The 24,756-nt window shown below is 71.3% G+C and carries 20 protein-coding genes and 1 pseudogene; 15 read left to right on the forward strand and 6 right to left on the reverse strand.

What is annotated here, in order from left to right:
* Positions 1–100 precede the first annotated feature (100 nt).
* Complete coding sequence (locus tag ACGFZP_RS17765; protein ID WP_392933593.1) at positions 101–1,051, reverse strand: PAC2 family protein; 951 nt, start codon at positions 1,049–1,051, stop codon at positions 101–103.
* A 283-nt stretch (positions 1,052–1,334) separates the two neighbouring features.
* On the reverse strand, positions 1,335–2,162 hold the full coding sequence (locus ACGFZP_RS17770; RefSeq protein ID WP_392933595.1) for an SGNH/GDSL hydrolase family protein: 828 nt from the start codon (positions 2,160–2,162) through the stop codon (positions 1,335–1,337).
* A gap of 161 nt (positions 2,163–2,323) precedes the next feature.
* On the opposite strand from ACGFZP_RS17770, the gene ACGFZP_RS17775 reads away from it, so the two are divergent.
* Complete coding sequence (locus ACGFZP_RS17775; RefSeq protein ID WP_392933597.1) at positions 2,324–2,836, forward strand: SRPBCC domain-containing protein; 513 nt, start codon at positions 2,324–2,326, stop codon at positions 2,834–2,836.
* A 33-nt stretch (positions 2,837–2,869) separates the two neighbouring features.
* Here ACGFZP_RS17775 and ACGFZP_RS17780 read toward each other — a convergent pair whose 3' ends face one another.
* Positions 2,870–3,847, reverse strand: a complete 978-nt coding sequence (locus ACGFZP_RS17780; RefSeq protein WP_392933599.1) for a hypothetical protein — start codon at positions 3,845–3,847, stop codon at positions 2,870–2,872.
* A gap of 255 nt (positions 3,848–4,102) precedes the next feature.
* Between ACGFZP_RS17780 and metH the strand changes: the two genes are divergently transcribed.
* The 3 genes from metH to ACGFZP_RS17795 all read left to right on the forward strand — a co-directional run bounded on the left by metH (position 4,103) and on the right by ACGFZP_RS17795 (position 10,432).
* The gene (metH, locus tag ACGFZP_RS17785) at positions 4,103–7,609 is read left to right on the forward strand and encodes a methionine synthase (RefSeq protein WP_392933601.1); all 3,507 of its coding nucleotides are present in this window, start codon (positions 4,103–4,105) and stop codon (positions 7,607–7,609) included.
* A gap of 146 nt (positions 7,610–7,755) precedes the next feature.
* Positions 7,756–8,460 carry an HAD family hydrolase gene (locus tag ACGFZP_RS17790; RefSeq protein WP_392933604.1) on the forward strand — a complete coding sequence of 235 codons (705 nt, stop codon included), beginning with the start codon at positions 7,756–7,758 and terminating at the stop codon, positions 8,458–8,460.
* Between the two features lie 358 nt (positions 8,461–8,818).
* Positions 8,819–10,432 (forward strand): ABC transporter substrate-binding protein, encoded by a 1,614-nt coding sequence (locus tag ACGFZP_RS17795; protein ID WP_392933607.1) that lies wholly within the window; start codon positions 8,819–8,821, stop codon positions 10,430–10,432.
* A gap of 138 nt (positions 10,433–10,570) precedes the next feature.
* Here ACGFZP_RS17795 and ACGFZP_RS17800 read toward each other — a convergent pair whose 3' ends face one another.
* Together ACGFZP_RS17800 and ACGFZP_RS17805 are read right to left on the reverse strand one after the other, a co-directional pair.
* Positions 10,571–11,242, reverse strand: a complete 672-nt coding sequence (locus ACGFZP_RS17800) for a response regulator (RefSeq protein ID WP_392933609.1) — start codon at positions 11,240–11,242, stop codon at positions 10,571–10,573.
* Positions 11,243–12,151 carry a RecB family exonuclease gene (locus ACGFZP_RS17805; RefSeq protein WP_392933612.1) on the reverse strand — a complete coding sequence of 303 codons (909 nt, stop codon included), beginning with the start codon at positions 12,149–12,151 and terminating at the stop codon, positions 11,243–11,245.
* A 175-nt stretch (positions 12,152–12,326) separates the two neighbouring features.
* Between ACGFZP_RS17805 and ACGFZP_RS17810 the strand changes: the two genes are divergently transcribed.
* The 3 genes from ACGFZP_RS17810 (at position 12,327) to ACGFZP_RS17820 (ending at position 15,361) form a co-directional block, all read left to right on the forward strand.
* Positions 12,327–13,553: a site-2 protease family protein gene (locus ACGFZP_RS17810; protein WP_392933615.1), complete on the forward strand. Its 1,227-nt coding sequence runs from the start codon at positions 12,327–12,329 to the stop codon at positions 13,551–13,553.
* 99 nt (positions 13,554–13,652) lie between these two features.
* Entirely contained in the window at positions 13,653–14,612 is a 960-nt protein-coding gene (locus ACGFZP_RS17815) for a tRNA (adenine-N1)-methyltransferase (RefSeq protein ID WP_392933617.1), read from the forward strand.
* Positions 14,613–14,776: 164 nt separating this feature from the next.
* Positions 14,777–15,361, forward strand: a complete 585-nt coding sequence (locus ACGFZP_RS17820) for a hypothetical protein (protein WP_392933620.1) — start codon at positions 14,777–14,779, stop codon at positions 15,359–15,361.
* 157 nt (positions 15,362–15,518) lie between these two features.
* Here ACGFZP_RS17820 and ACGFZP_RS17825 read toward each other — a convergent pair whose 3' ends face one another.
* The gene (locus tag ACGFZP_RS17825; RefSeq protein WP_392933621.1) at positions 15,519–15,821 is read right to left on the reverse strand and encodes a ferredoxin; all 303 of its coding nucleotides are present in this window, start codon (positions 15,819–15,821) and stop codon (positions 15,519–15,521) included.
* Between the two features lie 284 nt (positions 15,822–16,105).
* On the opposite strand from ACGFZP_RS17825, the gene arc reads away from it, so the two are divergent.
* From arc to ACGFZP_RS17865, 8 genes and pseudogenes are all read left to right on the forward strand, one after another.
* Positions 16,106–17,872, forward strand: a complete 1,767-nt coding sequence (gene arc, locus ACGFZP_RS17830) for a proteasome ATPase (protein ID WP_392933624.1) — start codon at positions 16,106–16,108, stop codon at positions 17,870–17,872.
* Positions 17,873–18,126: 254 nt separating this feature from the next.
* Positions 18,127–19,638 carry a depupylase/deamidase Dop gene (gene dop / locus ACGFZP_RS17835; protein ID WP_392933627.1) on the forward strand — a complete coding sequence of 504 codons (1,512 nt, stop codon included), beginning with the start codon at positions 18,127–18,129 and terminating at the stop codon, positions 19,636–19,638.
* A 174-nt stretch (positions 19,639–19,812) separates the two neighbouring features.
* On the forward strand, positions 19,813–20,031 hold the full coding sequence (locus tag ACGFZP_RS17840) for a ubiquitin-like protein Pup (protein WP_387949497.1): 219 nt from the start codon (positions 19,813–19,815) through the stop codon (positions 20,029–20,031).
* Between the two features lie 134 nt (positions 20,032–20,165).
* A pseudogene (locus ACGFZP_RS17845) lies at positions 20,166–20,243 on the forward strand (recombination endonuclease VII); the annotation flags it as partial.
* The gene (gene prcB / locus ACGFZP_RS17850) at positions 20,240–21,037 is read left to right on the forward strand and encodes a proteasome subunit beta (protein ID WP_392934644.1); all 798 of its coding nucleotides are present in this window, start codon (positions 20,240–20,242) and stop codon (positions 21,035–21,037) included. The pseudogene ACGFZP_RS17845 and the gene prcB, both read left to right, overlap by 4 nt.
* A gap of 31 nt (positions 21,038–21,068) precedes the next feature.
* On the forward strand, positions 21,069–21,833 hold the full coding sequence (prcA, locus tag ACGFZP_RS17855) for a proteasome subunit alpha (RefSeq protein WP_392933631.1): 765 nt from the start codon (positions 21,069–21,071) through the stop codon (positions 21,831–21,833).
* A gap of 269 nt (positions 21,834–22,102) precedes the next feature.
* Positions 22,103–23,464 (forward strand): Pup--protein ligase, encoded by a 1,362-nt coding sequence (gene pafA, locus ACGFZP_RS17860; RefSeq protein WP_392933633.1) that lies wholly within the window; start codon positions 22,103–22,105, stop codon positions 23,462–23,464.
* A 128-nt stretch (positions 23,465–23,592) separates the two neighbouring features.
* Positions 23,593–24,579 carry an FKBP-type peptidyl-prolyl cis-trans isomerase gene (locus ACGFZP_RS17865; RefSeq protein ID WP_392933636.1) on the forward strand — a complete coding sequence of 329 codons (987 nt, stop codon included), beginning with the start codon at positions 23,593–23,595 and terminating at the stop codon, positions 24,577–24,579.
* The last annotated feature ends 177 nt before the right edge of the window (positions 24,580–24,756 follow it).

Consider the following 24,756-nt stretch of genomic DNA (forward strand, 5'->3'; position numbering starts at 1 on the left):
CAGCACGCCGAAGGGGTGCCGGGAGACGTCTCCCGGCACCCCTTCGGCGCGTCCGGCCGCCGGGGCCGGCCCGCCCGGTCACCCGGCGGCCGGCCGGCGATCAGTCCTCCCCGTCGCCCTCCTGGGCCTCCCGGGCGCCGGGCGCCTCGGGCTCGCTGGGCCGCTCCGCCGTGGCGTGCCCGGCGACCGGCTTCTCGCCGGTCGGGCCGACGTTCTCCCGGCGGCGCAGGTAGCGCTCGAACTCCCGGGCGATCGCGTCGCCCGAGGCCTCCGGCAGCTCGGCGGTGTCCTGCGCCTCCTCCAGCTGCTGGACGTACTCGGCCACCTCGCTGTCCTCGGCGGCGAGCTGGTCCACGCCCAGCTGCCAGGCCCGGGCGTCCTCGCCCAGCTCGCCCGGCGGGATGCGCAGGTCCAGCAGGTCCTCCAGCTTGTTGATCAGCGCCAGGGTGGCCTTGGGGTTCGGCGGCTGCGCGACGTAGTGCGGCACCGCCGCCCACAGCGTCACGGCCGGCACCCCGGCGTGCGTGCAGGCCTCCTGGAGCACGCCGACGATCCCGGTCGGGCCCTCGTAGCGGCTCTCCTCCAGATCCAGCCGCTGGGCCAGGTCGGGGTCGGAGGTGACCCCGCTGACCGGCACCGGGCGGCTGTGCGGGGTGTCGCCGAGCAGTGCGCCCAGGATCACCACCAGCTCGATGCCCAGCTCGTGCGCGAAGCCGAGCAGCTCGTTGCAGAACGAGCGCCAGCGCATGCTGGGCTCGATGCCGCGCACCAGCACGACGTCCCGGGGCTTGGGCTCCGTGACCCGGATCACCGAGAGCCGGGTGGTCGGCCAGGTGATCCGGCGGATGCCGCCGTCCAGCCAGACCGTCGGCCGGTTGACCTGGAAGTCGTAGTAGTCCTCCGCGTCCAGGGCGGCGAACACCTTGCCGCTCCAGGTGTCGTCCAGATGCGCCACGGCCGCGGAGGCGGCGTCGCCGGCATCGTTCCAGCCCTCGAAGGCGCAGACCATCACCGGGTCGATCAACTCGGGAACATCTTCCAGCTCGATCACCCAGCGTCTCCCTCCGGTCGGCGGTCGTCCGTGCCAGGCCCCGGGCGGGCTGCCGGGGCTTCGCCGGGACGGCTGCCGACTGTCGAACCTCTCGTCACCCATGGAACGCCTCGCTCCATGGTCCCTACCTGCCCAGCCTACGGGCTTTGATGCGCACCTCGGCCGGGCACCGGGACAGTCTGGGGGAGCGGGGCGCCGGGATCCAGCGGTTATCCGCGGCCCGCCCCCGGCGCCCGCCGGGGCAGGGCCACCGGGCCGCACCCGGGCCCGTCCCGGTACGGAGCTAGCGCGGGCCGGCGGCCGCGGTGACGGCCGGGAGGTAGCCGAGGGACTGGCCGTCGGCGGTGGGGTGGAAGGACTCCCAGAGCCGGGGGAGCACGATGCCGGTGATCCACTCCCGGCCCGCCGGCGCGCACACCTCGTGGCCCTCGAACGCCGTCCGGACGTCGGCGAACCCGAAGCCGAACGTCCCGGCCTGACGGCGGATGAGCTCGTCCAGCTCGTCGGTGAGCGCGTTGAACCGCTGCCGGCGCGGGTCGGTGCCGATCAGGCAGGTGGTGCCGGTCCGCAGCAGGTGCGGGTAGCCGGTGACGACGACCCGGGCGGCCGGGGCGGCGGTCCGGACGCCGTCGTAGAGCTCAGCCAGCCGGTCCGGGAGCTCCTCGCGCAGCCGCCGCTCGGCCTCGTCCAGGGTGCGGTCGCAGCGGCTCTCGGTGGTCAGCGGCTGGAGGCAGTCGCCGGCGGCCTGCGCGAAGCCGAGGTCGTTGCCGCCGGCGGTGAGGGTCACCAGCCCGGTGTCCGCCGCCACCCGGGGCAGCTGGTCGCGCCGCACGTCGGCGGTGGTGGCGCCGCTGCACGCGGCGGCCAGGAAGGCGGTGGCGCCGTGGTCGGCCGCCCAGAGCGCCGGGTAGGCGTTGGCGCTGCGGTGGCAGTCGCCGCCGTCCTGCTCGTAGGCGCCGGCCCCGGTCCCGGCGGCGTAGGAGTCGCCGAGGGCGGCGTACCGCGGCGGGGCGTCCAGGGCGGAGGTGTCCACCGCCCGGGCGGGGCCGGCGGCGGTGAGGGCGAGCAGGGGGGTGGCGGCCAGGGCGGCCAGGAGGCGGTGGCGCTGCACGGCGGTACTCCGGGGGGTTCCGGCGGCCGGGCGCGGTCCGCCTCGGCCCATCGGGCACGGATCGTATCGGAGTGGGCACGCAGAGTTGCCGCCGTGCCCGCGTGGCGGGGCGGCGCGATGATAGGAGACGGGGCCGGACGGCGGGTGTGAGGAGCCGGCGGATGAGCAGATGGCTGTGGATCGGCGCGGGTGCGGTGGTGGCGTTCGGCGCCGGGGCGGCGCTGGCCGCGGCGGCGGCGGGCCGCCGGCTGCCGGTGGAGCACGTCACCGAGGGCGGGCTCGACCTGGCGCAGCCGCCCGGCGCGGTCTGGGAGGTGCTGACCGACATCGACCTGTACCCGGCGTGGCGCCCGGGCCTGTCCCAGGTGGAGCGGCTGCCCGCGGCCGGCGGGCGGATCCGCTGGCGCGAGTACGACCGGCACGGGCACACCACGTACGAGGTGGTGGAGAGCGAGGCGCCGCACCGGCTGGTGACCGGCATCGCGGACCAGGACCTGCCCTACGGCGGCACCTGGACGTACACCCTCACCCCGGCGGGCCAGGGCTGCACCCTGACGGTCACCGAGCGCGGCGAGGTCTACCGCCCGGTGTACCGCGCGGTCTCGCACTACGTGCTGGGCGAGGACAGCTCCGTCCACCGCTACCTGGGCGCGCTGGCCCACCGGCTCGCCTAGGCCCTGTCCGGACGGGACCCGGGCGGGCCGGGGTCAGCGCACCCAGCCGCTCCGGTAGTCGGCCCAGTTCTCCTCGGTGGCGGCGAAGTCCACGTACAGCCCGACGCCGAAGTTCCGCCGCTGGAGGTCCTGGCGGCCCAGGCCGAGCCGGATGCCCCGGATGGCGGCGTCCACCGTCTCGGCCGCGCCCCAGTGCCCCCACTTGTCCTCCCAGTAGAACGGCAGGCCCATCAGCAGGTCCACGTTCTTCGGGGTGGCCTCCAGCGCCAGCTCGGTCTGCAGGGCGTTGTACCCGCCGTACAGCGAGGCCGTCGGCATGCTGGAGTCGTACGTCATCACCGCGATCTGGTCGACCCGGCGGGCGGTCTCGGCGAAGTAGGCCTGGTCCCACCACTTGCCGTGGTCGGTGAGCAGGATGCCCGCCGAGTGCAGCCCGGGCAGCGGGTCGATCTGCGGGGCGGCCACCGAGAGCGGTGCGCCGCGCGCGGACGTCACCTCGCGCACCTGGTCCAGCAGGGCCAGCCAGCCGGCCGAGCCCGGGCGGATCGGTTCCATGTCGAAGTGCACGCCGTCGAAGCCGAGGTCCAGGACGGACCGCGCGGAGGCGGTGACCCGGTCCCGGGTGGCCGCGTCCTCCAGGTCCAGGGCGTCCTTCTCCGGCTTCACCTCGTCGCCGAGCCAGCTCTGCACCCGGATGCCGGGCAGCGCCCGGTGCACGGCGTCGGTGAACCAGCGGGCCCGCGGGTGGACGGTCTCGGGCAGCGAGCCGTCGTGTTCCAGCGGGCCGGTGTGCACGTACAGGTCGTGGATGCCGGTGCCGGCGAGCCGCGCGGCGAGGGCGGTGATGTCGGCGTCACCCTTTCGGCCGTCGACCCAGGCGTGGCCGAGCCAGACCGCGTCCCGGCCCCTCGTCCGGGCCTCGGGAGAGGGTTCGCCCACGTACTGCAGGCGCAGCGCCAGGGCCGCCGTGCCGGGCGGTACGACCAGGACGGCCGACAGCACCGCGGCCACGACCAGCGCCCGGCGCCACCGCGACCACCCCCGCCACCGCACGCGAAGCGCCCTGAACGGCGCCCCCAGAGCCCTTGGAATCCGACGGGCGTGTGTCCTGAACCTGGCCATCGTGTTGCTCCCCCTTTGCGGCCGAGCGCTCAGGATACGAAATGCTCCAACGGCTCACGCCGTCGGCCGGATACCCTGGCCACGTGCGGCCCCGAGTCAGCGGGGTCGCAAAGCCGACAGCCGTCGCACCCAGGGAGAAGCCCCATGGCCACTGCAGCCGACCCGTCCACCATCCAGCAGATCCGCGCGAACGCGTTGCGCGAGGCACTGGCCACCCGCGTGGTGGTGGCCGACGGGGCGATGGGCACCATGCTCCAAGCCCAGGATCCGAGCTTGGAGGACTTCCAGAACCTGGAGGGCTGCAACGAGGTCCTGAACGTGACCCGGCCCGACATCGTCCGCTCCGTCCACGAGGCCTACTTCGGTGTGGGCGTGGACTGCGTGGAGACCAACACCTTCGGCGCCAACTTCTCCGCCCTCGGCGAGTACGACATCGCCGAGCGGATCTTCGAGCTGTCCGAGGCCGGCGCCCGGATCGCCCGCGAGGTCGCCGACGCGCACGCCGCCGACGGCCGGACCCGCTGGGTGCTCGGCTCGATCGGCCCCGGCACCAAGCTGCCCACCCTCGGCCACGCGCCGTACGAGGTGCTGCGCGACGGCTTCCAGCTGAACGCGGCCGGCCTGATCGCGGGCGGCGCGGACGCGCTGCTGGTGGAGACCAGCCAGGACCTGCTGCAGACCAAGGCGGCCATCCTCGGCTCGAAGCGCGCGCTCGCCGAGGCCGGCCTCGACCTGCCGGTGCTGGTGCAGGTGACCGTGGAGACCACCGGCACCATGCTGCTGGGCTCGGAGATCGGCGCCGCGCTGACCGCCCTGGAGCCGCTGGGCATCGACTACATCGGCCTGAACTGCGCCACCGGCCCGGCCGAGATGAGCGAGCACCTGCGCTACCTGGCCAAGAACGCGAGGATCGGCCTGTCCTGCATGCCGAACGCCGGTCTGCCGGTGCTGGGCAAGGACGGCGCGCACTACCCGCTGTCCCCGGAGGAGCTGGCCGAGGCGCACGACACCTTCACCCGCGAGTACGGCCTCTCGCTGGTCGGCGGCTGCTGCGGCACCACCCCCGAGCACCTGCGCCAGGTGGTCGAGCGCGTCCAGGGCCGTCCGGTCGTGGTCCGCACCCCGCAGCCGGACCCGTCGGCGGCCTCGCTCTACCAGGCGGTGCCGTTCCGTCAGGACACCTCGTACCTGGCGATCGGCGAGCGCACCAACGCCAACGGCTCGAAGAAGTTCCGCGACTCGATGCTGGCGGGGGACTGGCAGGCCTGTGTGGAGATCGCCCGCGACCAGATCCGGGACGGCTCCCACCTGCTGGACCTCTGCGTCGACTACGTCGGCCGCGACGGCGTCGCCGACATGAAGGAGATCGCGGGCCGGCTGGCCACCGCCTCCACGCTGCCGATCGTGCTGGACTCCACCGAGCCGGACGTGCTGCGCGCGGGCCTGGAGTCGCTCGGCGGCCGCGCGCTGCTGAACTCGGTGAACTACGAGGACGGCGACGGCCCGGACACCCGCTTCGGGCGGATCGCCTCGCTGGCCCGCGAGCACGGCGCCGGCCTGATCGCGCTGACCATCGACGAGGACGGCCAGGCCCGCACCGCCGACAAGAAGGTGGAGATCGCCGAGCGGCTGATCGCACAGCTCACCACCGAGTACGGCATCGACGAGGGCTCGATCCTGGTCGACTGCCTGGCCTTCACGCTGGGCACCGGGCAGGAGGAGTCCCGCCGCGACGGCATCGAGACCATCGAGGCGATCCGCGAGCTCAAGCGCCGCCACCCGGACGTGCAGACCACCCTGGGCCTGTCCAACATCTCCTTCGGCCTCAGCCCGGCCGCCCGCATGGTGATCAACTCGGTCTTCCTGAACGAGTGCGTGGAGGCGGGCCTGGACTCGGCGATCGTGCACGCCTCCAAGATCCTGCCGATGGCCCGGATCCCCGAGGACCAGCGCGACGTCGCACTCGACCTGGTCTACGACCGCCGGGCCGAGGGCTACGACCCGCTGCAGAAGCTGCTCCAGCTGTTCGAGGGCGTCTCCTCGACCTCGATGCGGGCCTCCAAGGCGGAGGAGCTGGCGGCGCTGCCGCTGGAGGAGCGCCTGCAGCGCCGGATCATCGACGGCGAGCGCAACGGCCTGGAGGCCGACCTGGACGAGGCGCTGACCGAGCGCCCCGCGCTGGAGATCGTCAACAGCACGCTGCTGGCCGGCATGAAGGTGGTCGGCGAGCTGTTCGGCTCCGGCCAGATGCAGCTGCCGTTCGTACTGCAGTCCGCCGAGGTGATGAAGACCGCGGTGGCCCACCTGGAGCCGCACATGGAGAAGTCCGACGACGAGGGCAAGGGCACCATCGTGCTGGCCACCGTCAAGGGCGACGTCCACGACATCGGCAAGAACCTGGTCGACATCATCCTGTCCAACAACGGCTACACCGTGGTCAACCTGGGCATCAAGCAGCCGGTCTCGGCGATCCTGGACGCCGCGCAGGAGCACCGCGCGGACGTGATCGGGATGTCCGGCCTGCTGGTGAAGTCCACCGTGATCATGAAGGAGAACCTGGAGGAGCTGAACCAGCGCAAGCTGGCGGCCGACTACCCGGTGATCCTCGGCGGCGCGGCCCTCACCCGGGCCTACGTCGAGCAGGACCTGCACGAGATCTACGAGGGCGAGGTCCGCTACGCCCGGGACGCCTTCGAGGGCCTGCGGCTGATGGACGCCCTGATCGCGGTCAAGCGCGGGGTGCCCGGCGCCAGCCTCCCGGAGCTCAAGCAGCGCCGGCACGCCCGGGTGGAGGTCGAGGAGCCGGAGGAGGTCAACCTCGGCCAGATCCGCTCCGACGTCTCGGTGGACAACACGGTGCCGGCCCCGCCGTTCTGGGGCGACCGGATCGTCAAGGGCGTGCCGTTCGCGGACTACGCCTCCTGGCTGGACGAGGACGCGCTCTTCAAGGGCCAGTGGGGCCTCAAGGCGGCGCGCACCGGCGACGGGCCCTCGTACGAGGAGCTGGTGGAGACGGAGGGCCGGCCGCGGCTGCGGATGTGGCTGGACCGGCTGCAGACCGAGGGCTGGCTGGAGGCGGCCGTGGTCTACGGCTACTACCCGGCGAACTCCAAGGGCGACGACCTGGTCGTCTACAACGAGGACGGCTCCGAGCGCACCCGGTTCACCTTCCCGCGCCAGCGGCGCGGGCGCCGGCTCTGCCTGGCGGACTTCTTCCGCCCGGAGGAGACGGGCGTCAAGGACGTGGTGGGCCTGCAGGTGGTCACCATGGGCAACCGGATCTCCGAGGCGGCCAACGAGCTGTTCGCCAACAACTCCTACCGCGACTACCTGGAGCTGCACGGCCTCTCGGTGCAGCTGGCCGAGGCGCTGGCCGAGTTCTGGCACGCCCGGGTCCGCTTCGAGCTGGGCTTCTCCGGCGAGGACCCGCAGGACGTCAAGGACATGTTCGCGCTGAAGTACCGGGGCGCCCGGTTCTCGCTCGGCTACGGGGCCTGCCCGGAGCTGGAGGACCGCGCGAAGATCGCCGAGCTGCTGCGGCCGGAGCGGATCGGCGTGGTGCTCTCCGAGGAGTTCCAGCTGCACCCCGAGCAGTCCACCGACGCGATCGTGATCCACCACCCGGAGGCCAAGTACTTCAACGCGCGGTAGCCCCCGCGTCGCGTACCGTTCGCCCTTTTCGGGCGGTCGGGGCGTATCCTGGATCATCCTGAACGGGCCGGTCCGCTCACCAGCGGGCCGGCCTGTGCCATCCCCAGGGCCCTGCGGCCCGGGGCACGGACGGAAGGACGCCCTCCATGACCACCATCTCCACCGCCACACGCACCCTCGACCAGGGCGACGGTCGGGGCCTCCAGGCGGTGCTGCTGGACATGGACGGGACGCTGGTGGACACCGAGGACTTCTGGTGGCAGGCCGAGGCCTCGCTCTTCGCCGAGCTGGGCTACGCGCTGGACGAGAACGACCGGGTCCACCTGGTCGGCGGCCCGATGAGCCGGGTGATCGACTACCTGATCGGCGCCACCGGGGTGGACCTCGCGCCGGCCGATCTGACGGTGCTGATCAACCAGCGCTTCGTGGACCTGCTGGCGGGCGGCGTGCCGCTCATGCCGGGCGCCGAGCGGCTGCTCAACACCCTTGCCGCGCACGGGATCCCGGCCGCCCTGGTGTCGGCCTCGCACCGGCACGTGATCGACATCGTGCTGGACTCGCTGGGCTCCCGGCACTTCGCGTTCTCGGTCGCGGGGGACGAGGTGCCGCGGACCAAGCCGCACCCGGACCCGTACCTGGAGGCGGTGCGCCGGCTCGGCGCCGAGCCGTCCCGCTGCGTGGTGGTGGAGGACGCGCCGACCGGGGTGCGCTCGGCCGAGGCGGCCGGCTGCCCGGTGATCGCGGTGCCCTCGGTGGCGGCGATCGAGCCGGCCCCCGGACGGCTGGTGCTGTCCTCGCTGGAGCAGGTCGATCTTGAACTGCTGCGCTCGCTGGTCGCCTCGCGCGTGTGATTATCGTCTCATTGCGGTGGTGTCCTACTCGCCGGTAAGCGGTCGGAACCAGTCGCATTCCGGGGTCGTCCCGGGAGAAAACGGGCATTGCCTGACAACTCGTCGGATCGCCGTCGCGGATCCGTCCCCTCGTGTCCCAACTGTCACCTGTACGCGTACCGGTACCGCGTGTTCGATATGGCACGCTACTCCAGTTCGTTCCCCACCCCCCGAGCCCTGCCGCCGACGCTGACGGTCAACCCCGTCCTGCCCGCGGTCGCACGGCCCGGCCCGCGCGCGCCCTCCGCAAACCCCGGAGGCGGACCCCACCGCGGGCCGACCGGCCCCCGGCCGGACCGCACCCAGAAGGACGCGACGCGTGAAGAACTCAGCTGAACGACTGGCAGTGCTCGGCTGTGCCGGCCTGGTCGCCGTCTCCGTGGCCGGCTGCGGCTCGGTCACGGACGCCGTCAAGGGGGACGGCGACAAGACGATCACCATGGGCACCACCTCGCTCACCAGCGTGCTGGACCCGGCCGGCGCCTACGACGCCGGCTCCTGGCTGCTGCTGCGCAACACCTTCCAGTCGCTGCTGACCTTCCCCGCGGCCTCCAGCTCGCCGAGCCCGGACGCCGCGCAGTCGTGCGAGTTCACCGGCGGCGACGCCATGACCTACCACTGCACGCTGCGCGCCGGCCTGAAGTTCTCCAACGGCCATCCGCTGACCGCCGCCGACGTGGTGTACTCCATCGAGCGCAGCAAGAAGATCAAGGACGAGAACGGCCCCTCCGGCCTGCTCGACTCGATCAAGACCGTCGAGGCCAAGGGCGACACCGAGGTGGTCTTCCACCTCTCGCAGCCCGACGCGGTGCTCCCCGCCAAGCTGGCCGGCCCGGCCGGTGCCATCGTCGACCACCAGGTCTTCCCCGCCGACAAGCTGCTGGCCAACGACCAGCTGGTCGGCTCCGGCCCGTACAAGATCGACTCGGTCGACACCATCACGGCCGGCAGCGGTGCCAAGATCCCGGGCAAGGTCGTCCTGACGCCCAACGACAAGTACACCGGCGACGCCAAGCTGCGGAACAAGAAGTTCACGCTCCGCTACTTCGACAAGGCCGCCGAACTGAAGGCCGCGCTCGACAAGGGCGACATCGACCTCACCGACAACAGCCTGGAGCCCAACACCGCCGCCCAGATCCGCTCCGACCAGCAGGGCGGCAAGACCGACCTGCAGGTCGTCGAGGGCGACAGCAACGACACCCGCTCCCTGGTCTTCAACACCAAGGACGCGACCGGCGGCAACGTCGCCGTCCGGCAGGCCGCGGCCCAGCTGATCGACCGCAAGGCGCTCGCCCGCGACGTCTTCGCGCGCACCGTCCAGCCGCTGTACTCGATGGTCCCGGCCGGCGTCATCGGCCACAACACCGCCTTCTTCGACAAGTACGGCGACCAGGACGTCAACAAGGCCAAGGCGATCCTGACCGCCGCCAAGGTCCCGCTGCCGGTCAAGCTGAACCTCACCTGGTCCCGCTCGCGCGCCGAGGGCGCCGAGTCCGACGCCCTGAAGAAGCAGCTGGAGGCCGGCGGCCTGTTCCAGGTGACGGTCCAGCAGGAGGCCGACTGGGACACCTTCAAGAAGGGCTGGATCGACGGCAAGTACCAGGCGTACATCATCGGCTGGTTCGCCGACTACCCCGACGCCGACAACTACGTGGCGCCGCTGATCGTCGAAGGCGGCTCGTACCACCACGGCTGGGACGACCCCCGGATCAGCCAGAAGCTCGTGCCGGAAAGCCTCAAGCAGGCCGACCGAGGCGCCGCCGCCGCGACCTTCAACCAGATCCAGACCATCGTCGCCGAGAACGCGCCGCTGATCCCGCTGTTCCAGAACAAGGCCTTCTTCGTCTCCCGCTCCAACATCACCGGTGTGGAGTCGACCGTCGACACCACCGGCGTCTTCCGCTTCTGGGAGATCAGCCGGGTCGGCAAGTAGGCAGGCAGCCCGGTGCACTGAGCGGTTCAGTGCACCGGGCCACCCTCAGCACGGTGGCCCGTCCGATCCCCCAGGGTGCAAGGGGAACGGACGGGCCACCGTCACATCCGGACCGGGCCCGGCCGGCACCGCACGGGCTCAGAGCGCGCCGGGACGCACCAGCCCGCTCTCGTACGCGTACACCGCCGCCTGCACCCGGTCGCGCAGCTGGAGCTTGGTCAGCACATGGCCGACGTGCGTCTTCACCGTCGTCTCGCTGACGAACAGCTCCGCCGCGATCTCCGCGTTCGACAGCCCGCGCGCCACCAGCTTCAACACCTCCAACTCACGCTCCGTCAGCGAGTTCAGCGCCTGCGGCGGCGCCTCCTCGCCCGAGGGCAGCTTGGTGGCGTACATGTCCAGCAGCCGCCGGGTGATGCTCGGCGCCAGCATCGCCGCGCCGTCCGCCACCACCCGGATCGCCTGCACCAGCTCCTCGGCCGGCACGTCCTTCAGGAGGAAGCCGCTGGCGCCCGCGCGCAGCGCCTCCACCACGTACTCGTCCAGGTCGAAGGTGGTCAGCACCAGCACCTTGGCCGGGCCGTCCCGCCCCGGGCCGGCGATCCGGCGGGTCGCCTCCACGCCGTCCATCCTGGGCATCCGGATGTCCATCAGCACCACATCGGGCTGCAGCGCCCGGACCTGGTCCAGCGCCTGCTGACCGTCGCCGGCCTCGCCGACCACCACCAGGTCGGACTCGGCCTCCAGGATCATCCGGAAACCGGTGCGCAGCAGCGGCTGGTCGTCGACCAGCAGCACTCGGATCGTCACCTAGGACTCCTTGCTCATCGGATCCCCCGTGGGATCGTCTTCGTCAGACGTTCGGGCCAGCGGCAACGGGTACGGCGGCGGAGTGCCGCCGAACTCCGGGCAGCTGGCCTGGTGGTCGCACCAGTCGCAGAGCCGGTTGCGGGTGGCGGGGAAGTCCCCGGTGGCCACCGCGAGCGAGATCCGCTCCCACAGCGCCTGGAGTTTGCGCTCCACCGCCAGCAGATCCGCCTCGTCCGGGTCGTAGCTGACCACGTCCCCTCCGCCGCCCAGGTAGACCAGCTGCAGCCGCTTCGGGATCACGCCCTTCCAGCGCCACACCACCAGGGCGTAGAACTTCATCTGGAACATCGCCTTGCCCTCGAAGTCCCGCGAGGGCGCCCGGCCGGTCTTGTAGTCCACCAGCCGGACCTCACCGGTCGGCGCGACGTCCACCCGGTCGATGTACCCGCGCAGCAGCAGCCCCGACTCCAGGGCCGTCTCCACGTACAGCTCCCGCTCCACCGGGTGCAGCCGGGTCGGGTCCTCCAACCGGAACCACCGCTCGACCAGCTTCTCGGCGTCCGCCAGCCAGCGCGTCAGCGCCCCGCCGTCCGGATCGTCCGGGAACAGCGAGACCAGCTCCGGGCGCTCGCCCAGCAGCCGCTCCCACTGCGGGCGCAGCAGGCCCAGCGCCCGGTCCGGCGTCCGGTCCGCCGCCGGGCTGTCGAACAGCCGCTCCAGCACCGCGTGCACCAGGGTGCCGCGGGTCGCCGCCTGGCTCGGCGGCTCCGGCAGCCGGTCGATCACCCGCAACCGGTACAGCAGCGGGCAGGTCAGGAAATCCCCCGCACGCGACGGGGACAGGCCGCTCGGAGGCGACGCCGGGCGCGCCGGAGCCGCGGCGGCACTGCTGTGGTCGGTCTGCTGCATACCCCGACCCTATTGCCCTGCGCTGTCATCCCGCTGCCACGGTGCTGCCACAACGCCCGCCCAGTGGGTATGAAGCCACCAGGAGGGGCGCGCGGAGCGTTGCGGCCCAGATCACGTAGCGTGGGCGCACCGACGCGCGGTGCACGACGGGGGACTCGACCTGAAAGGGATCACGGTGAGCGACAGCAGGGGTCGGCAGACCTCCGACCAGCCACCGCACGACGACCACGGCGCCCGCCCCGGGCCCCCGCCGCCGCCCGAGGAGCCCGAGCGGCGCGGCGGCATCCTGATGGGCCGCCCCTTCGGCGTGCCGATCTACGTCACCCCCTCCTGGTTCGTCATCGCCGCCCTGATCACCTGGGTCTTCGGCGGCCAGCTCGACCGCGTGCTGCCCGAGCTCGGCGGCACCCGCTACCTGGTCGCCTTCTCCTTCGCCGTCGCCTTCTACGGCTCCGTCCTCGTCCACGAACTCGCCCACACCCTGGTCGCCCTGCGCTACCGGCTCGGCGTGCGCCGGATCCAGCTGCAGTTCTTCGGCGGCGTCTCCGAGATCGAGAACGAGGCCGAGACCCCCTGGCGCGAGTTCTGGCTGGCCTTCGTCGGCCCGCTGCTCTCCCTGGCCCTCGGCGGCGCCTTCTACCTCGCCGTCCAGGCCGTCGAGCTCTCCACCGTGCCCGGGGTCCTGCTCACCGGCCTGATGGTCTCCAACCTCGTCGTCGCCGCCTTCAACCTGCTGCCCGGCCTGCCGCTGGACGGCGGCCGGATGCTGCGCGCCGTCGTCTGGGCCGTCACCGGCAGACCGATGAGCGGCACCGTCGCCGCCGCCTGGGTCGGCCGCGCCCTGGCCGTCGCCGTCCTGATCGGCCTGCCGCTGCTCAGCGCCGCCCGCGGCGTCGAGCGCAGCACCACCGACACCCTGGTCGACGCCGTCCTCGCCGCCGTCCTCGCCGCGATCATCTGGAACGGCGCCGGCGGCAGCCTGCGTAACGCCCGCCTCAAGGAGGCCCTGCCCGGCCTGCGGCTGCGCGAGCTCGCCCGCCGGGCCGTCGAGGTCACCGCCGACACCCCCCTCGGCGAGGCGCTGCGGCGCGCCCGCGAAGGCGGCGCCGGCGCCCTGGTGGTCGTCGACGGCCGCGGCGAACCGGTCGGCCTGGTCCGCGAGTCCGCCGTCCGGGCGGTACCCGAGCACCGCCGCCCCTGGGTCGCCGTCGGCGCGCTCGCCCGCGACCTCGAACCCGGCCTGCGGCTGTCCGCCGAGCTCACCGGCGAGGACCTGCTGCGCGCCGTCCGCGCCACCCCGGCCGGCGAGTACCTGGTCGTCGAGGAGGACGGCCGGCTCTACGGCGTCGCCGCGCTCACCGACATCGAGCAGCGCCTGACCGCGGCCGTCACCGGGCGCTGACCCCCCGGCCCGTGCCCCCGGTCGGCGATCGGCGCGGCCGCGACCGGCCGGTGATCACTGTGGTCGGGCGGAGCGGCTGCTTCCCTTAGGATTGTCCGCATGTCCGAACCGACCGGTGCCACCCGCCGACGCGGGCCCTTCCAGGTCGGGGACCAGGTCCAGCTGACCGACCCGAAGGGCCGCCACTACACGTTCACGCTCCAGGCCGGGAACCAGTTCCACACCCACAAGGGTGCGTTCCCCCACGACGAGCTGATCGGCGCCCCCGAGGGCACGGTCGTGCGCACCACGGGTAACGTCCCGTACCTCGCGCTGCGCCCCCTGCTCCCCGACTACGTCCTGTCCATGCCGCGCGGCGCCGCCGTGATCTACCCGAAGGACGCCGGGCAGATCCTCGCCATGGCCGACATCTTCGCCGGCGCCCGCGTGGTCGAGGCCGGCGTCGGCTCCGGCGCGCTCTCCACCTACCTGCTGCGCGCCGTCGGCGACACCGGCATGCTCGCCTCCTACGAGCGCCGCCAGGACTTCGCCGACATCGCCAAGAGCAACGTCGAGCGCTACTTCGGCGGGCCGCACCCGGCGTGGAAGCTCACCGTCGGCGACCTCCAGGACAACCTGGTCGAGGGCGACGTCGACCGCGTCATCCTCGACATGCTGGCCCCCTGGGAGTGCCTGGACGTCGCCTCCAAGGCGCTCGTCCCCGGCGGCCTCATCTGCTGCTACGTGGCCACCACCACGCAGATGTCCAAGACCGTCGAGGCACTGCGCGAGCACGGCACCTACACCGAGCCGCAGGCCTGGGAGACCATGGTCCGCACCTGGCACCTGGAGGGCCTGGCCGTCCGCCCGGACCACCGGATGATCGGCCACACCGGCTTCCTGCTCACCGCCCGCCGGCTCGCCGACGGCGTCGAGCCGCCGCTGCGCCGCCGCCGCCCCGCCAAGGGCGCGTACGGCGAGGACTACGACAACGCGACGGCCGAGCCCAGCCTCCAGGAGCGCGCCGCGGCCCGGGCCGCCGCCCGCACCTCCGGCGACGAGCAGACCGACCTCGGCTGACCGTACGCCCGACAGGGGGTGGCACGAGGGGCTTCCGCCCACCGTGCCACCCCTTCGTGCTACCTCCGCACCCCGGCGCATTTCGCCGTCGCCGAGGTGTGGGACGATGCTCGCTCACACAGCCCACAGGAGGGGAACGCCTGGTGGAGAGCGCGGTCGGGACGATGGCTGAGCAGCAGACACCGCAGGGCCGCAACGGCCCCGCACACGCCCGTTCCGCCCCCTGGCACTGGGCCCTCGCGACCGCCGGCTGCGCCGCCGTGGTGGCCACCGCGCTCGCCGCGAACTCGGCCACCGGCACCCCCGGCCCGATCCGCCCCACCGCGAAGGCGATACCTGCCGCCGCCGCGCCCGACCCGGCGAAGGCGGAACTCCCGCTGGACTGCGGGCCGTTCCCGGTGAAGATATCGGTCAGCTTCGCCGCCGACCTCGGCGACGGACGGCCCGGCACCATCGCCGCCGCGCACTGCGCGGCCGAGAACGGGACCCCGCCCGACGCCGTCTACCTGCTCGGCCCCGGCCCCGGCGGCCGCCCCGCGGTACTGGCCACCCTGCTCTCCGAGCGCGAGAACCTCACCGTCAGCCGGCTCGGGCTGCGCAGCGACGGCGTCATCACCGGCCACGGGCAGGGGTATTCCAGCGACGACGTGCCGCGCTTCAGCCCGGACATCTCACTGGACCTCACCTGGACGCGCAAGGGCGGCGGCTGGGACCGGTCCCAGACCGCCGCTCCGCTCGCGCAGTCCTGACTGCTACTCGCCCGCTCGCCTCCGGGGCGCTCGGACCCGGTGCCGACGCTCCTCGCTCCGGCGCTCGTCCCTCGCTTGTCGCTCGTCACTTTCGGCACCGGCGCGCCCCTTCGGCTCGGGGCGGGAGTGATACCCGCCCGCGAGCCCGCGGCGTGGGTCAGTCCGCGTCCGGGCCGTAGACCTCGACGAGGTCGGTGGTCCGGCGCACGTGGATGCAGTCGCCGGGGCACTCCTTCGCGGAGTCCACCACGTCCTGAAGCAGCGTCAGCGGCACCGGGGCGCTCTGGCCGGGCTCCTGGCGCAACTCGTCGTCCGGGCCCTTCACATACGCCAGGCCGTCGATGTCGAGCTCGAAGACCTCGGGCGCGTACTGCACGCAGATGCCGTCACCGGTGCACAGATCCTGGTCGATCCACACCTCCAGCGGCTCGCTCGCCGTCGCCTCACCGCTCACCGACATGGTCCCCTGCCGTTTCTGTCCCGGGTCGCCCCTGATTGAGGGCATTCCCGCCATTCGTACAACGATCGGACCGAAGGCCTCGGTCGCGATCGGATATCGACTCGCTCGACGATACATCTGGTCGGCTTTGGGCGGTGCGCGCTGGGTATCCCCTTAGCAGAGGGGAAGCACGCGAGGGCGAAGATCGGACACGCCCGTTCCATCTTTCTTGATCTAGGGGTTTACGGACCCCTGGTCCCAGGTAGGGTCTGGAAGCGTCCAGCTCCCCGGAGGAGGTGAGGACCGTGGCAGCCCACGATGACGACTACAACCGCAGCACCGGCAGGCCCGCTCGTGGTTCCGACGAGACCGCTCAGGTCTCGTACCTTGAGCAGGAAATCGCCGTGTTGCGCCGCAAGCTCGCCGACTCGCCGCGCAATTCGAGAATCCTCGAAGAGCGGATCGTCGAGCTCCAGACCAACCTGGCCGGCGTGACCGCCCAGAACGAACGGCTCGCCTCCACCCTGCGAGAGGCCCGCGACCAGATCGTGGCCCTCAAGGAGGAAGTGGACCGGCTGGCACAGCCCCCGGCCGGATTCGGCACCTTCCTCAGCCAGAACGAGGACGGCACCGCCGACATCTTCACCGGCGGGCGCAAGCTCCGCGTGAACGTCAGCCCCAACGTCGACCTCGACGAGCTGCGGCGCGGCCAGGAGGTGATGCTCAACGAGGCCCTCAACATCGTGGACGCGATGGCCTTCGAGAGCATCGGCGACATCGTCACCCTCAAGGAGATCCTCGAGGACGGCGAACGCGCCCTGGTCGTCGGGCACACCGACGAGGAGCGGGTGGTCCGGCTCGCCGAACCGCTCCGCGAGATCACCATCCGGGCGGGGGACGCCCTGCTGCTCGAACCCCGCTCCGGCTACGTGTACGAGGTGGTGCCGAAGTCCGAGGTCGAGGAGCTGGTCCTCGAGGAGGTCCCGGACATCGACTACCGCCAGATCGGTGGTCTGGCCAACCAGATCGAGCTGATCCGGGACGCGGTCGAGCTGCCGTACCTGCACGCCGACCTCTTCAAGGAGTACGAGCTGCGCCCGCCCAAGGGCGTGCTGCTCTACGGCCCGCCCGGCTGCGGCAAGACGCTGATCGCCAAGGCGGTGGCGAACTCGCTGGCCAAGAAGGTCGCCGAGGTCACCGGCCGCCCGCAGGGCAAGAGCTACTTCCTCAACATCAAGGGCCCCGAGCTGCTCAACAAGTACGTCGGCGAGACCGAGCGGCAGATCCGCCTGGTCTTCCAACGGGCTCGGGAGAAGGCCAGCGAGGGCACGCCCGTCATCGTCTTCTTCGACGAGATGGAGTCGCTGTTCCGCACCCGCGGCTCGGGTGTCAGCTCGGACGTGGAGAACACCATCGTCCCGCAGCTGCTGGCCGAGATCGACGGTGTGGAGGGCCTGGAGAACGTCATCGTCATCGGCGCCTCGAACCGCGAGGACATGATCGACCCGGCGATCCTGCGGCCCGGCCGGCTGGACGTCAAGATCAAGATCGAGCGTCCGGACGCCGAGGCCGCGAAGGACATCTTCTCCAAGTACCTCAAGGGCAGCCTGCCCTTCCACCCGGACGACCTCAAGGAGCACGGCAGCTCCGTCGAGGCGACGGTGGACGCGATGATCCAGGCCGTCGTCGAGCGGATGTACACCGAGACCGAGGAGAACCGCTTCCTGGAGGTCACCTACGCCAACGGTGACAAGGAGGTCCTGTACTTCAAGGACTTCAACTCCGGTGCGATGATCCAGAACATCGTCGACCGGGCGAAGAAGATGGCCATCAAGGACTTCCTCGACCACGGTCAGCGCGGTCTGCGCGTCTCCCACCTGCTCGCCGCCTGCGTGGACGAGTTCAAGGAGAACGAGGACCTGCCGAACACCACCAACCCGGACGACTGGGCCCGGATCTCCGGCAAGAAGGGCGAGCGGATCGTCTTCATCCGCACGCTGGTCACCGGGAAGCAGGGCGCCGAGTCCGGCCGCTCGATCGACACCGTCGCCAACACGGGGCAGTACCTGTAAGCGCGCGCAGTACCCCGCAGGAGCACTACCCGCAGTACCCCGGGCCGCCAGCGGTCCCCGGAGCAGCACGCACCCCGTCCGGCTGTGGCGCCTCGCGGCCCCGCAGCCGGACGGCGCGTCTCGGGGGCCGCCCGTCGGTGCGGCGTTCTAGGCTCGACCCACCGCTCGCGGCACCTCGCCGGCGTCGGTGTTGTTCAGCGGTACGTCAGCGTGTCCCGCCCGTGGGGGGCGGCACACCGGGCAAGGAGGGCCGCATGACCGTACGGCGCGTGATGGGCATCGAGACCGAGTACGGGATCTCCGTGCCCGGGCACCCCAACGCCAACGCCATGCTCACCTCGTCCCAGATCGTCAACGCGTACGCGGCGGCGATGCACCGGGCACGGCGGGCCCGCTGGGACTTCGAGGAGGAGAATCCACTGCGCGACGCCCGGGGCTTCGACCTCGCGCGCGACGTCGCGGACGCCAGCCAGTTGACCGACGAGGACATCGGCCTCGCCAATGTCATCCTCACCAACGGCGCGCGTTTCTACGTGGACCACGCGCACCCCGAGTACAGCTCGCCCGAGGTGACCAACCCGCGCGACGCCGTGCTCTGGGACAAGGCCGGCGAGCGGATCATGGCGGCCGCCGCCCAGCGCGCCCTGGAACTGCCCAACGGGCAGACCATCCACCTCTACAAGAACAACACCGACAACAAGGGCGCCTCCTACGGCACCCACGAGAACTACCTGATGAAGCGGGCGACGCCGTTCGCCGACATCGTCCGCCACCTCACCCCGTTCTTCGTCTCCCGCCAGGTGGTCACCGGCGCCGGCCGGGTCGGCATCGGCCAGGACGGCTCCGCCCACGGCTTCCAGATCAGCCAGCGCGCCGACTACTTCGAGGTCGAGGTGGGTCTGGAGACCACCCTCAAGCGGCCGATCATCAACACCCGGGACGAACCGCACGCCGACGCCGAGAAGTACCGCCGGCTGCACGTGATCATCGGGGACGCCAACCTCTCGGAGATCTCCACCTACCTCAAGCTGGGCACCACCGCCCTGGTGCTGTCGATGATCGAGGACTCCTTCATCGCCTCGGACCTCGCCGTCGACCAGCCGGTGCGCACCCTGCACCGGGTCTCCCACGACCCGACCCTCAAGCATCTGATCACCCTGCGCAACGGGCGCAAGCTCACCGCGGTCCAGCTTCAGCTGGAGTACTTCGAACTGGCCCGCAAGTACGTCGAGGACCGCTTCGGGACCGACGCGGACGAGCAGACCATCGACGTGCTGGCCCGCTGGGAGGACGTGCTGGGGCGCCTGGAGCGCGACCCGATGTCGCTCTCGCGGCAGCTGGACTGGGTCGCCAAGCGGGAGATCCTGGAGGGCTACCGCAGCCGGGACGCCGTGGAGTGGGACAACTCGCGGCTGCACCTGGTGGACCTCCAGTACAGCGACGTACGCCCCGAGAAGGGCCTCTACAACCGCCTGGTGGCCCGCGGCAGGTTCGAGCGGCTGCTCACCGAGGCGGAGGTCGAGCGGGCCGTCTCCAAGCCCCCGGAGGACACCAGGGCGTACTTCCGCGGCCGCTGCCTCGAGCAGTACGCGGAGCACGTCGCGGCGGCCTCCTGGGACTCGGTGATCTTCGACCTGCCCGGCCGGGACTCGCTGCAGCGGGTGCCCACGCTGGAGCCGCTGCGGGGGACCCGCAACCACGTCAAGGAACTGCTGGACCGCTGTCGCACGGCCGAGGACCTGCTCCGGGTCCTCTCCGGCGGGTAACTTTTCGATCACCACGGGTGAACGGCCGTCGAATGGGAATCATCCGGGGTGGCAGCGGGTGTTGGACAGGAAGCGCCACCGGCAAACCGGGAGCGGTTGTCGCACCTTGTGTATAGGGTCGGTGCAGCAAGCAGCGACCAAACCGTGCCAGACGAATCGAGCGGGGTGAGGGAAATGGCGAGCAAGGACACCGACGGCGGCCAGCAGCGGGCGAACCGCTCCTCCGAGGAGGTCGAGGAGCAGACCGCGGAAGCGCAGAATTCCGACGACCTCAAGGAACGCCAGGAAAAGCTCAGCGACGACGTCGACGCGGTTCTGGACGAAATCGACGAGGTCCTCGAGTCCAATGCCGAGGATTTCGTGCGGCAGTTCGTGCAAAAGGGCGGCCAGTAACCCCGTCCGGGCATTCAGGGAATTCTCGGTTGCGACCGTCACGGCGGGCGGGCGGCGAAGGCCGTTCGTCCGCCCGGGTCCGGCCCCAGCCACGGGTGGATAGTGATCGCCGGGCGGGTAGGGTGCGGGCAGCGCGCGCTTCAAGCTACCTGGAAGGAATCGTGTGGAAGCCAACACTCGTGGCACCGGGCGTCTACCGGCTGCCTTCCTGACCCCGGGATCCTCGTCGTTCCTCGAGTTCCTGGCGGACCACCAGCCGGAGCTGATCCCGGGCCGCCGCGGCCTGCCCGAGGGGGTGGCCATCGAGGCCCCGCACGGGACGACGATCGTCGCCGCGGTGTTCGACAAGGGCGTGGTCATCGCCGGTGACCGCCGGGCCACCATGGGCAACGTGATCGCCCAGCGGGACATCGAGAAGGTCTTCCCGGCCGACGAGTACAGCGCGGTCGGCATCGCCGGCACCGCAGGCCTCGCGGTCGAGATGGTCCGGCTGTTCCAGCTGGAGCTGGAGCACTACGAGAAGATCGAGGGCACCGTGCTCTCCCTGGAGGGCAAGGCCAACCGCCTGACCACCATGATCCGCGGGAACCTCGGCATGGCGATGCAGGGCCTCGCGGTCGTCCCGCTGTTCGCCGGCTACGACCTCGACCTCGGCCGCGGCCGGATCTTCAACTACGACGTCACCGGCGGCCGCTCCGAGGAGCGCGGGTTCGCCGCCACCGGCTCCGGCTCGGTCTTCGCCCGGGGCTCGCTGAAGAAGCTCTACCACAAGGACCTGACGGCCCGGCAGGCCGCCACCCTGGTCGTCCAGGCCCTCTACGACGCGGCCGACGACGACTCCGCGACCGGCGGTCCGGACCTCGCCCGCAAGATCTTCCCGATCGTCTCGCTGATCACCGAGGACGGCTTCCGCCGGCTCACCGAGGCCGAGGTCTCCGAGATCGCCGTCTCGATCACCGACGAGCGCCTGATCCACCCCAACGGCCCGCAGGCTCCGCTGCTCTAGCCATCACCTACCAAGGAAGGGACGACCGCCGGTGTCGACACCGTTCTACGTCTCGCCCCAGCAGGCCATGGCGGACCGCGCGGAATACGCCCGCAAGGGCATCGCGCGCGGTCGCAGCGTGGTCGTGCTCACCTACACCGAGGGCATCGTCTTCGTCGCGGAGAACACCTCCCGGGCGCTGCACAAGGTCTCCGAGATCTACGACAAGATCGCCTTCGCGGCGGTCGGCCGCTACAACGAGTTCGAGAACCTGCGCATCGGCGGCGTCCGCTACGCCGACCTGCGCGGCTACTCCTACGACCGGGCCGATGTCACCGCGCGGGGCCTGGCCAACGTCTACGCCCAGACGCTCGGCACCATCTTCTCCTCGGTCGGCGAGAAGCCGTACGAGGTCGAGCTGATCGTGGCCGAGGTCGGCCGCACCCCGGACGAGGACCAGATCTACCGGCTCACCCCGGACGGCTCGGTCGTCGACGAGAAGAGCTACGTGGTGGTCGGCGGCAACGCCGACTCGATCGGCAACTACCTGGGCCAGCGCCACCGCAGCGGGCTGTCCCTCACCGAGGCGGTCAAGGTCGCCGTGGACTCCCTCGCCCGGGATCCCAACGGCGGCAGCCCGCGCACCCTGACCCCCGAGCAGCTGGAGGTGGCGGTGCTCGACCGCCAGCGCTTCCAGCAGCGCAAGTTCAAGCGCATCCTGGGCGGCCAGCTCGCCCGGCTGCTCGACGGGGACGAGTCCGCCGAGACGGACGACGAGGAGAAGCCGGCGGCCGCCCCGTCGGCGGACTCGGACTAGCAGGACGGGAGCGGTCCCGTACGGCGGCTGTCCGCCGTCGTACGGGACCACCCCGGAGGCCCTCTCAGAGAACGGATGCCTCGTGACTCCTCACCGACGGTCGAGACCGCGGGACTTCGAGCCCGCCTGACGGCCGGCCCCGGACAAGCCCTGCCCGCTGCCGAAGCAGGGGATCAGCCTTCAAGGCCTGCTGCGGCCTGGCGCCGCAGAGTTCAGGATCCCGATCCGCTCACCGGCCACAACCGGTGATTCCTTCGAAAGAAGGTGCCATGGACCGCCGAATTTTCGGGCTCGAGAACGAGTACGGAGTCACCTGCACATTCCGGGGGCAGCGACGGCTGTCGCCGGACGAGGTGGCCCGGTACCTCTTCCGCCGCGTTGTCTCCTGGGGCCGCAGCAGCAACGTCTTCCTGCGCAACGGCGCCCGGCTCTACCTCGACGTCGGCTCCCACCCCGAGTACGCCACCCCCGAGTGCGACGACGTCGTGGAGCTGGTGACGCACGACAAGGCGGGCGAGCGCATCCTCGAAGGGCTCCTGGTGGACGCCGAGCGGCGGCTGCACGAGGAGGGCATCGCGGGCGACGTCTACCTGTTCAAGAACAACACCGACTCGGCCGGCAACTCCTACGGCTGCCACGAGAACTACCTGGTGGCCCGGCACGGCGAGTTCTCCCGGCTGGCGGACGTGCTGATCCCCTTCCTGGTGACCAGGCAGCTGATCTGCGGGGCCGGCAAGGTGCTGCAGACCCCGAGGGGCGCGGTGTACTGCGTCAGCCAGCGGGCCGAGCACATCTGGGAGGGGGTCAGCTCCGCGACCACCCGCTCCCGCCCGATCATCAACACCCGTGACGAGCCGCACGCCGACGCCGAGCGGTACCGCCGGCTGCACGTGATCGTCGGCGACTCCAACATGTCCGAGACCACCACCCTGCTCAAGGTCGGCGCCACCGACCTGGTGCTGCGGCTGATCGAGGCTGGCGTGGTGATGCGCGACCTCACCCTGGAGAACCCGATCCGGGCGATCCGCGAGGTCAGCCACGACCTCACCGGCACCCACCAGGTGCGGCTCGCCAACGGCCGGGAGGCCTCCGCCCTGGACATCCAGGAGGAGTACTTCACCAAGGCGCTGGAGTTCGCGGACCGCAAGGGCATCAACACCGGCACCATCGCCACGGTGCTGGAGCTCTGGGGCCGCACCCTGGAGGCCGTCCGCACCGAGAACCTCGACTCGGTGGCCACCGAGATCGACTGGATCATGAAGTACAAGCTCATCGAGCGCTACCGGGCCAAGCACGAGATGAGCATGTCCAACCCGCGGGTGGCCCAGATCGACCTCGCGTACCACGACATCCACCGCCGGCGCGGGCTGTTCTACCTGCTCCAGGGCAAGGGCCAGGCGAAGCGGGTCTCCACGGACCTCAAGACCTTCGAGGCCAAGTCGATCCCGCCGCAGACCACCCGGGCCCGGCTGCGCGGGGACTTCATCCGCCGGGCGCAGGAGCAGCGCCGGGACTTCACGGTGGACTGGGTGCACCTGAAGCTGAACGACCAGGCACAGCGGACGGTGCTCTGCAAGGACCCGTTCCGCTCGGTGGACGAGCGGGTGGAGAAGCTGATCGCGGGGATGTGAGCGGCCCCGGCCCCGATGTGATCTTTGCGGTGTCCGGCCCCGGCGTTGTCTACCGGGGCCGGACACCGCCTGGGCATACGCTGTCCGTCGAGTCCGGAGACCGACTTTGACCGACAGTTAGGAACACCGTGCGTCGCACCGCCGGTTTGCTTCTCACCCTGCCGCTGCTGCTGGCGGTCGCCTGCAGCAGCTCCACCAAGGCGGCCAGCCCGGCCTCGCCCACGGCGTCCAGCGCGGCCCCCACCGTGCCGTCGCCGGTGAGCGAGGCCTCGCCGATGCCGACGCTGTCCGGTGGCGGGTTCGGAAGCAAGGCCACCATCACCCTCCCCGAGGGCCAGCCCAGCGGCCAGTTCGTGGTGAACACCGTCAGCGAGGGCGACCGCTCCACGGTCAACAAGGGCGACTGGGTGACGGTCAACTACACGGCGAAGGACTGGACGACCGGCAAGGACCTGCCGAGCTCCTACGACGAGGGCGGCAAACCGCAGCTGTACCAGGCCGGCAGCGGGCAGCTGGTGCCCGCCTTCGACCAGAGCGTGCTCGGCAAGAAGGTCGGCAGCCGGCTGCTGGTGGTGGCGCCGCCGGCCGCCGCGTTCGGTAACCAGGGCAGCGGTCAGCTCGGGGTGTCCGGCGGGGACACCGTGGTGTTCGTGCTGGACATCATGGAGAGCCTGCCGCAGGACTCCACGCTCTCGGGTGCGATGACGCAGCCGCCGGCGACGCTGCCGCAGGTGAAGGACAACGGCAAGGCCGCGGTGACGATCACCATTCCGCCCGGCCAGCCCGCGCCCACCGAGCTCCAGCAGGCGGTGCTGATCAAGGGCGAGGGCAAGCAGGTCAAGAGCGGGCAGACCCTGGTGGTGCAGTACACCGGGGTGCTCTGGAGCAATGGCCAGCAGTTCGACTCGTCCTGGAGCCACGGCGGTGCACAGGCGCTGCAGATCGGCACCGGCAGCGTGATCGAGGGCTGGGACAAGGGCCTGGTCGGGCAGACCGTGGGCAGCAGGGTCGAGCTGGTGGTGCCGCCGGCCCTCGGTTACAAGGACAGCGCCCAGGGCTCGGTGCCGCCGAACTCGACCCTGGTGTTCGTGATCGACATCCTTGAGGCGGTGTAGCGCGGATCCTGTCCGGACAGGGCCAGGCAGCTCAGGCCCCGTCCGGCCGTGTCCGGGGCGGTCCGGCGGTTCTCGCCATGCACCTGGCGGGAATTGTTCCGATGCGCCCTAGGAAGCGACGGGGTGGATTCCGTACGCTTGGGCGGGCGCTCGCACAAGGAAGCGTCCGCCCTCATC

Origin of the sequence: Kitasatospora sp. NPDC048239 (assembly GCF_043202015.1) — a bacterium.
In the GTDB taxonomy this organism is placed as follows: Bacteria; Actinomycetota; Actinomycetes; order Streptomycetales; family Streptomycetaceae; genus Kitasatospora.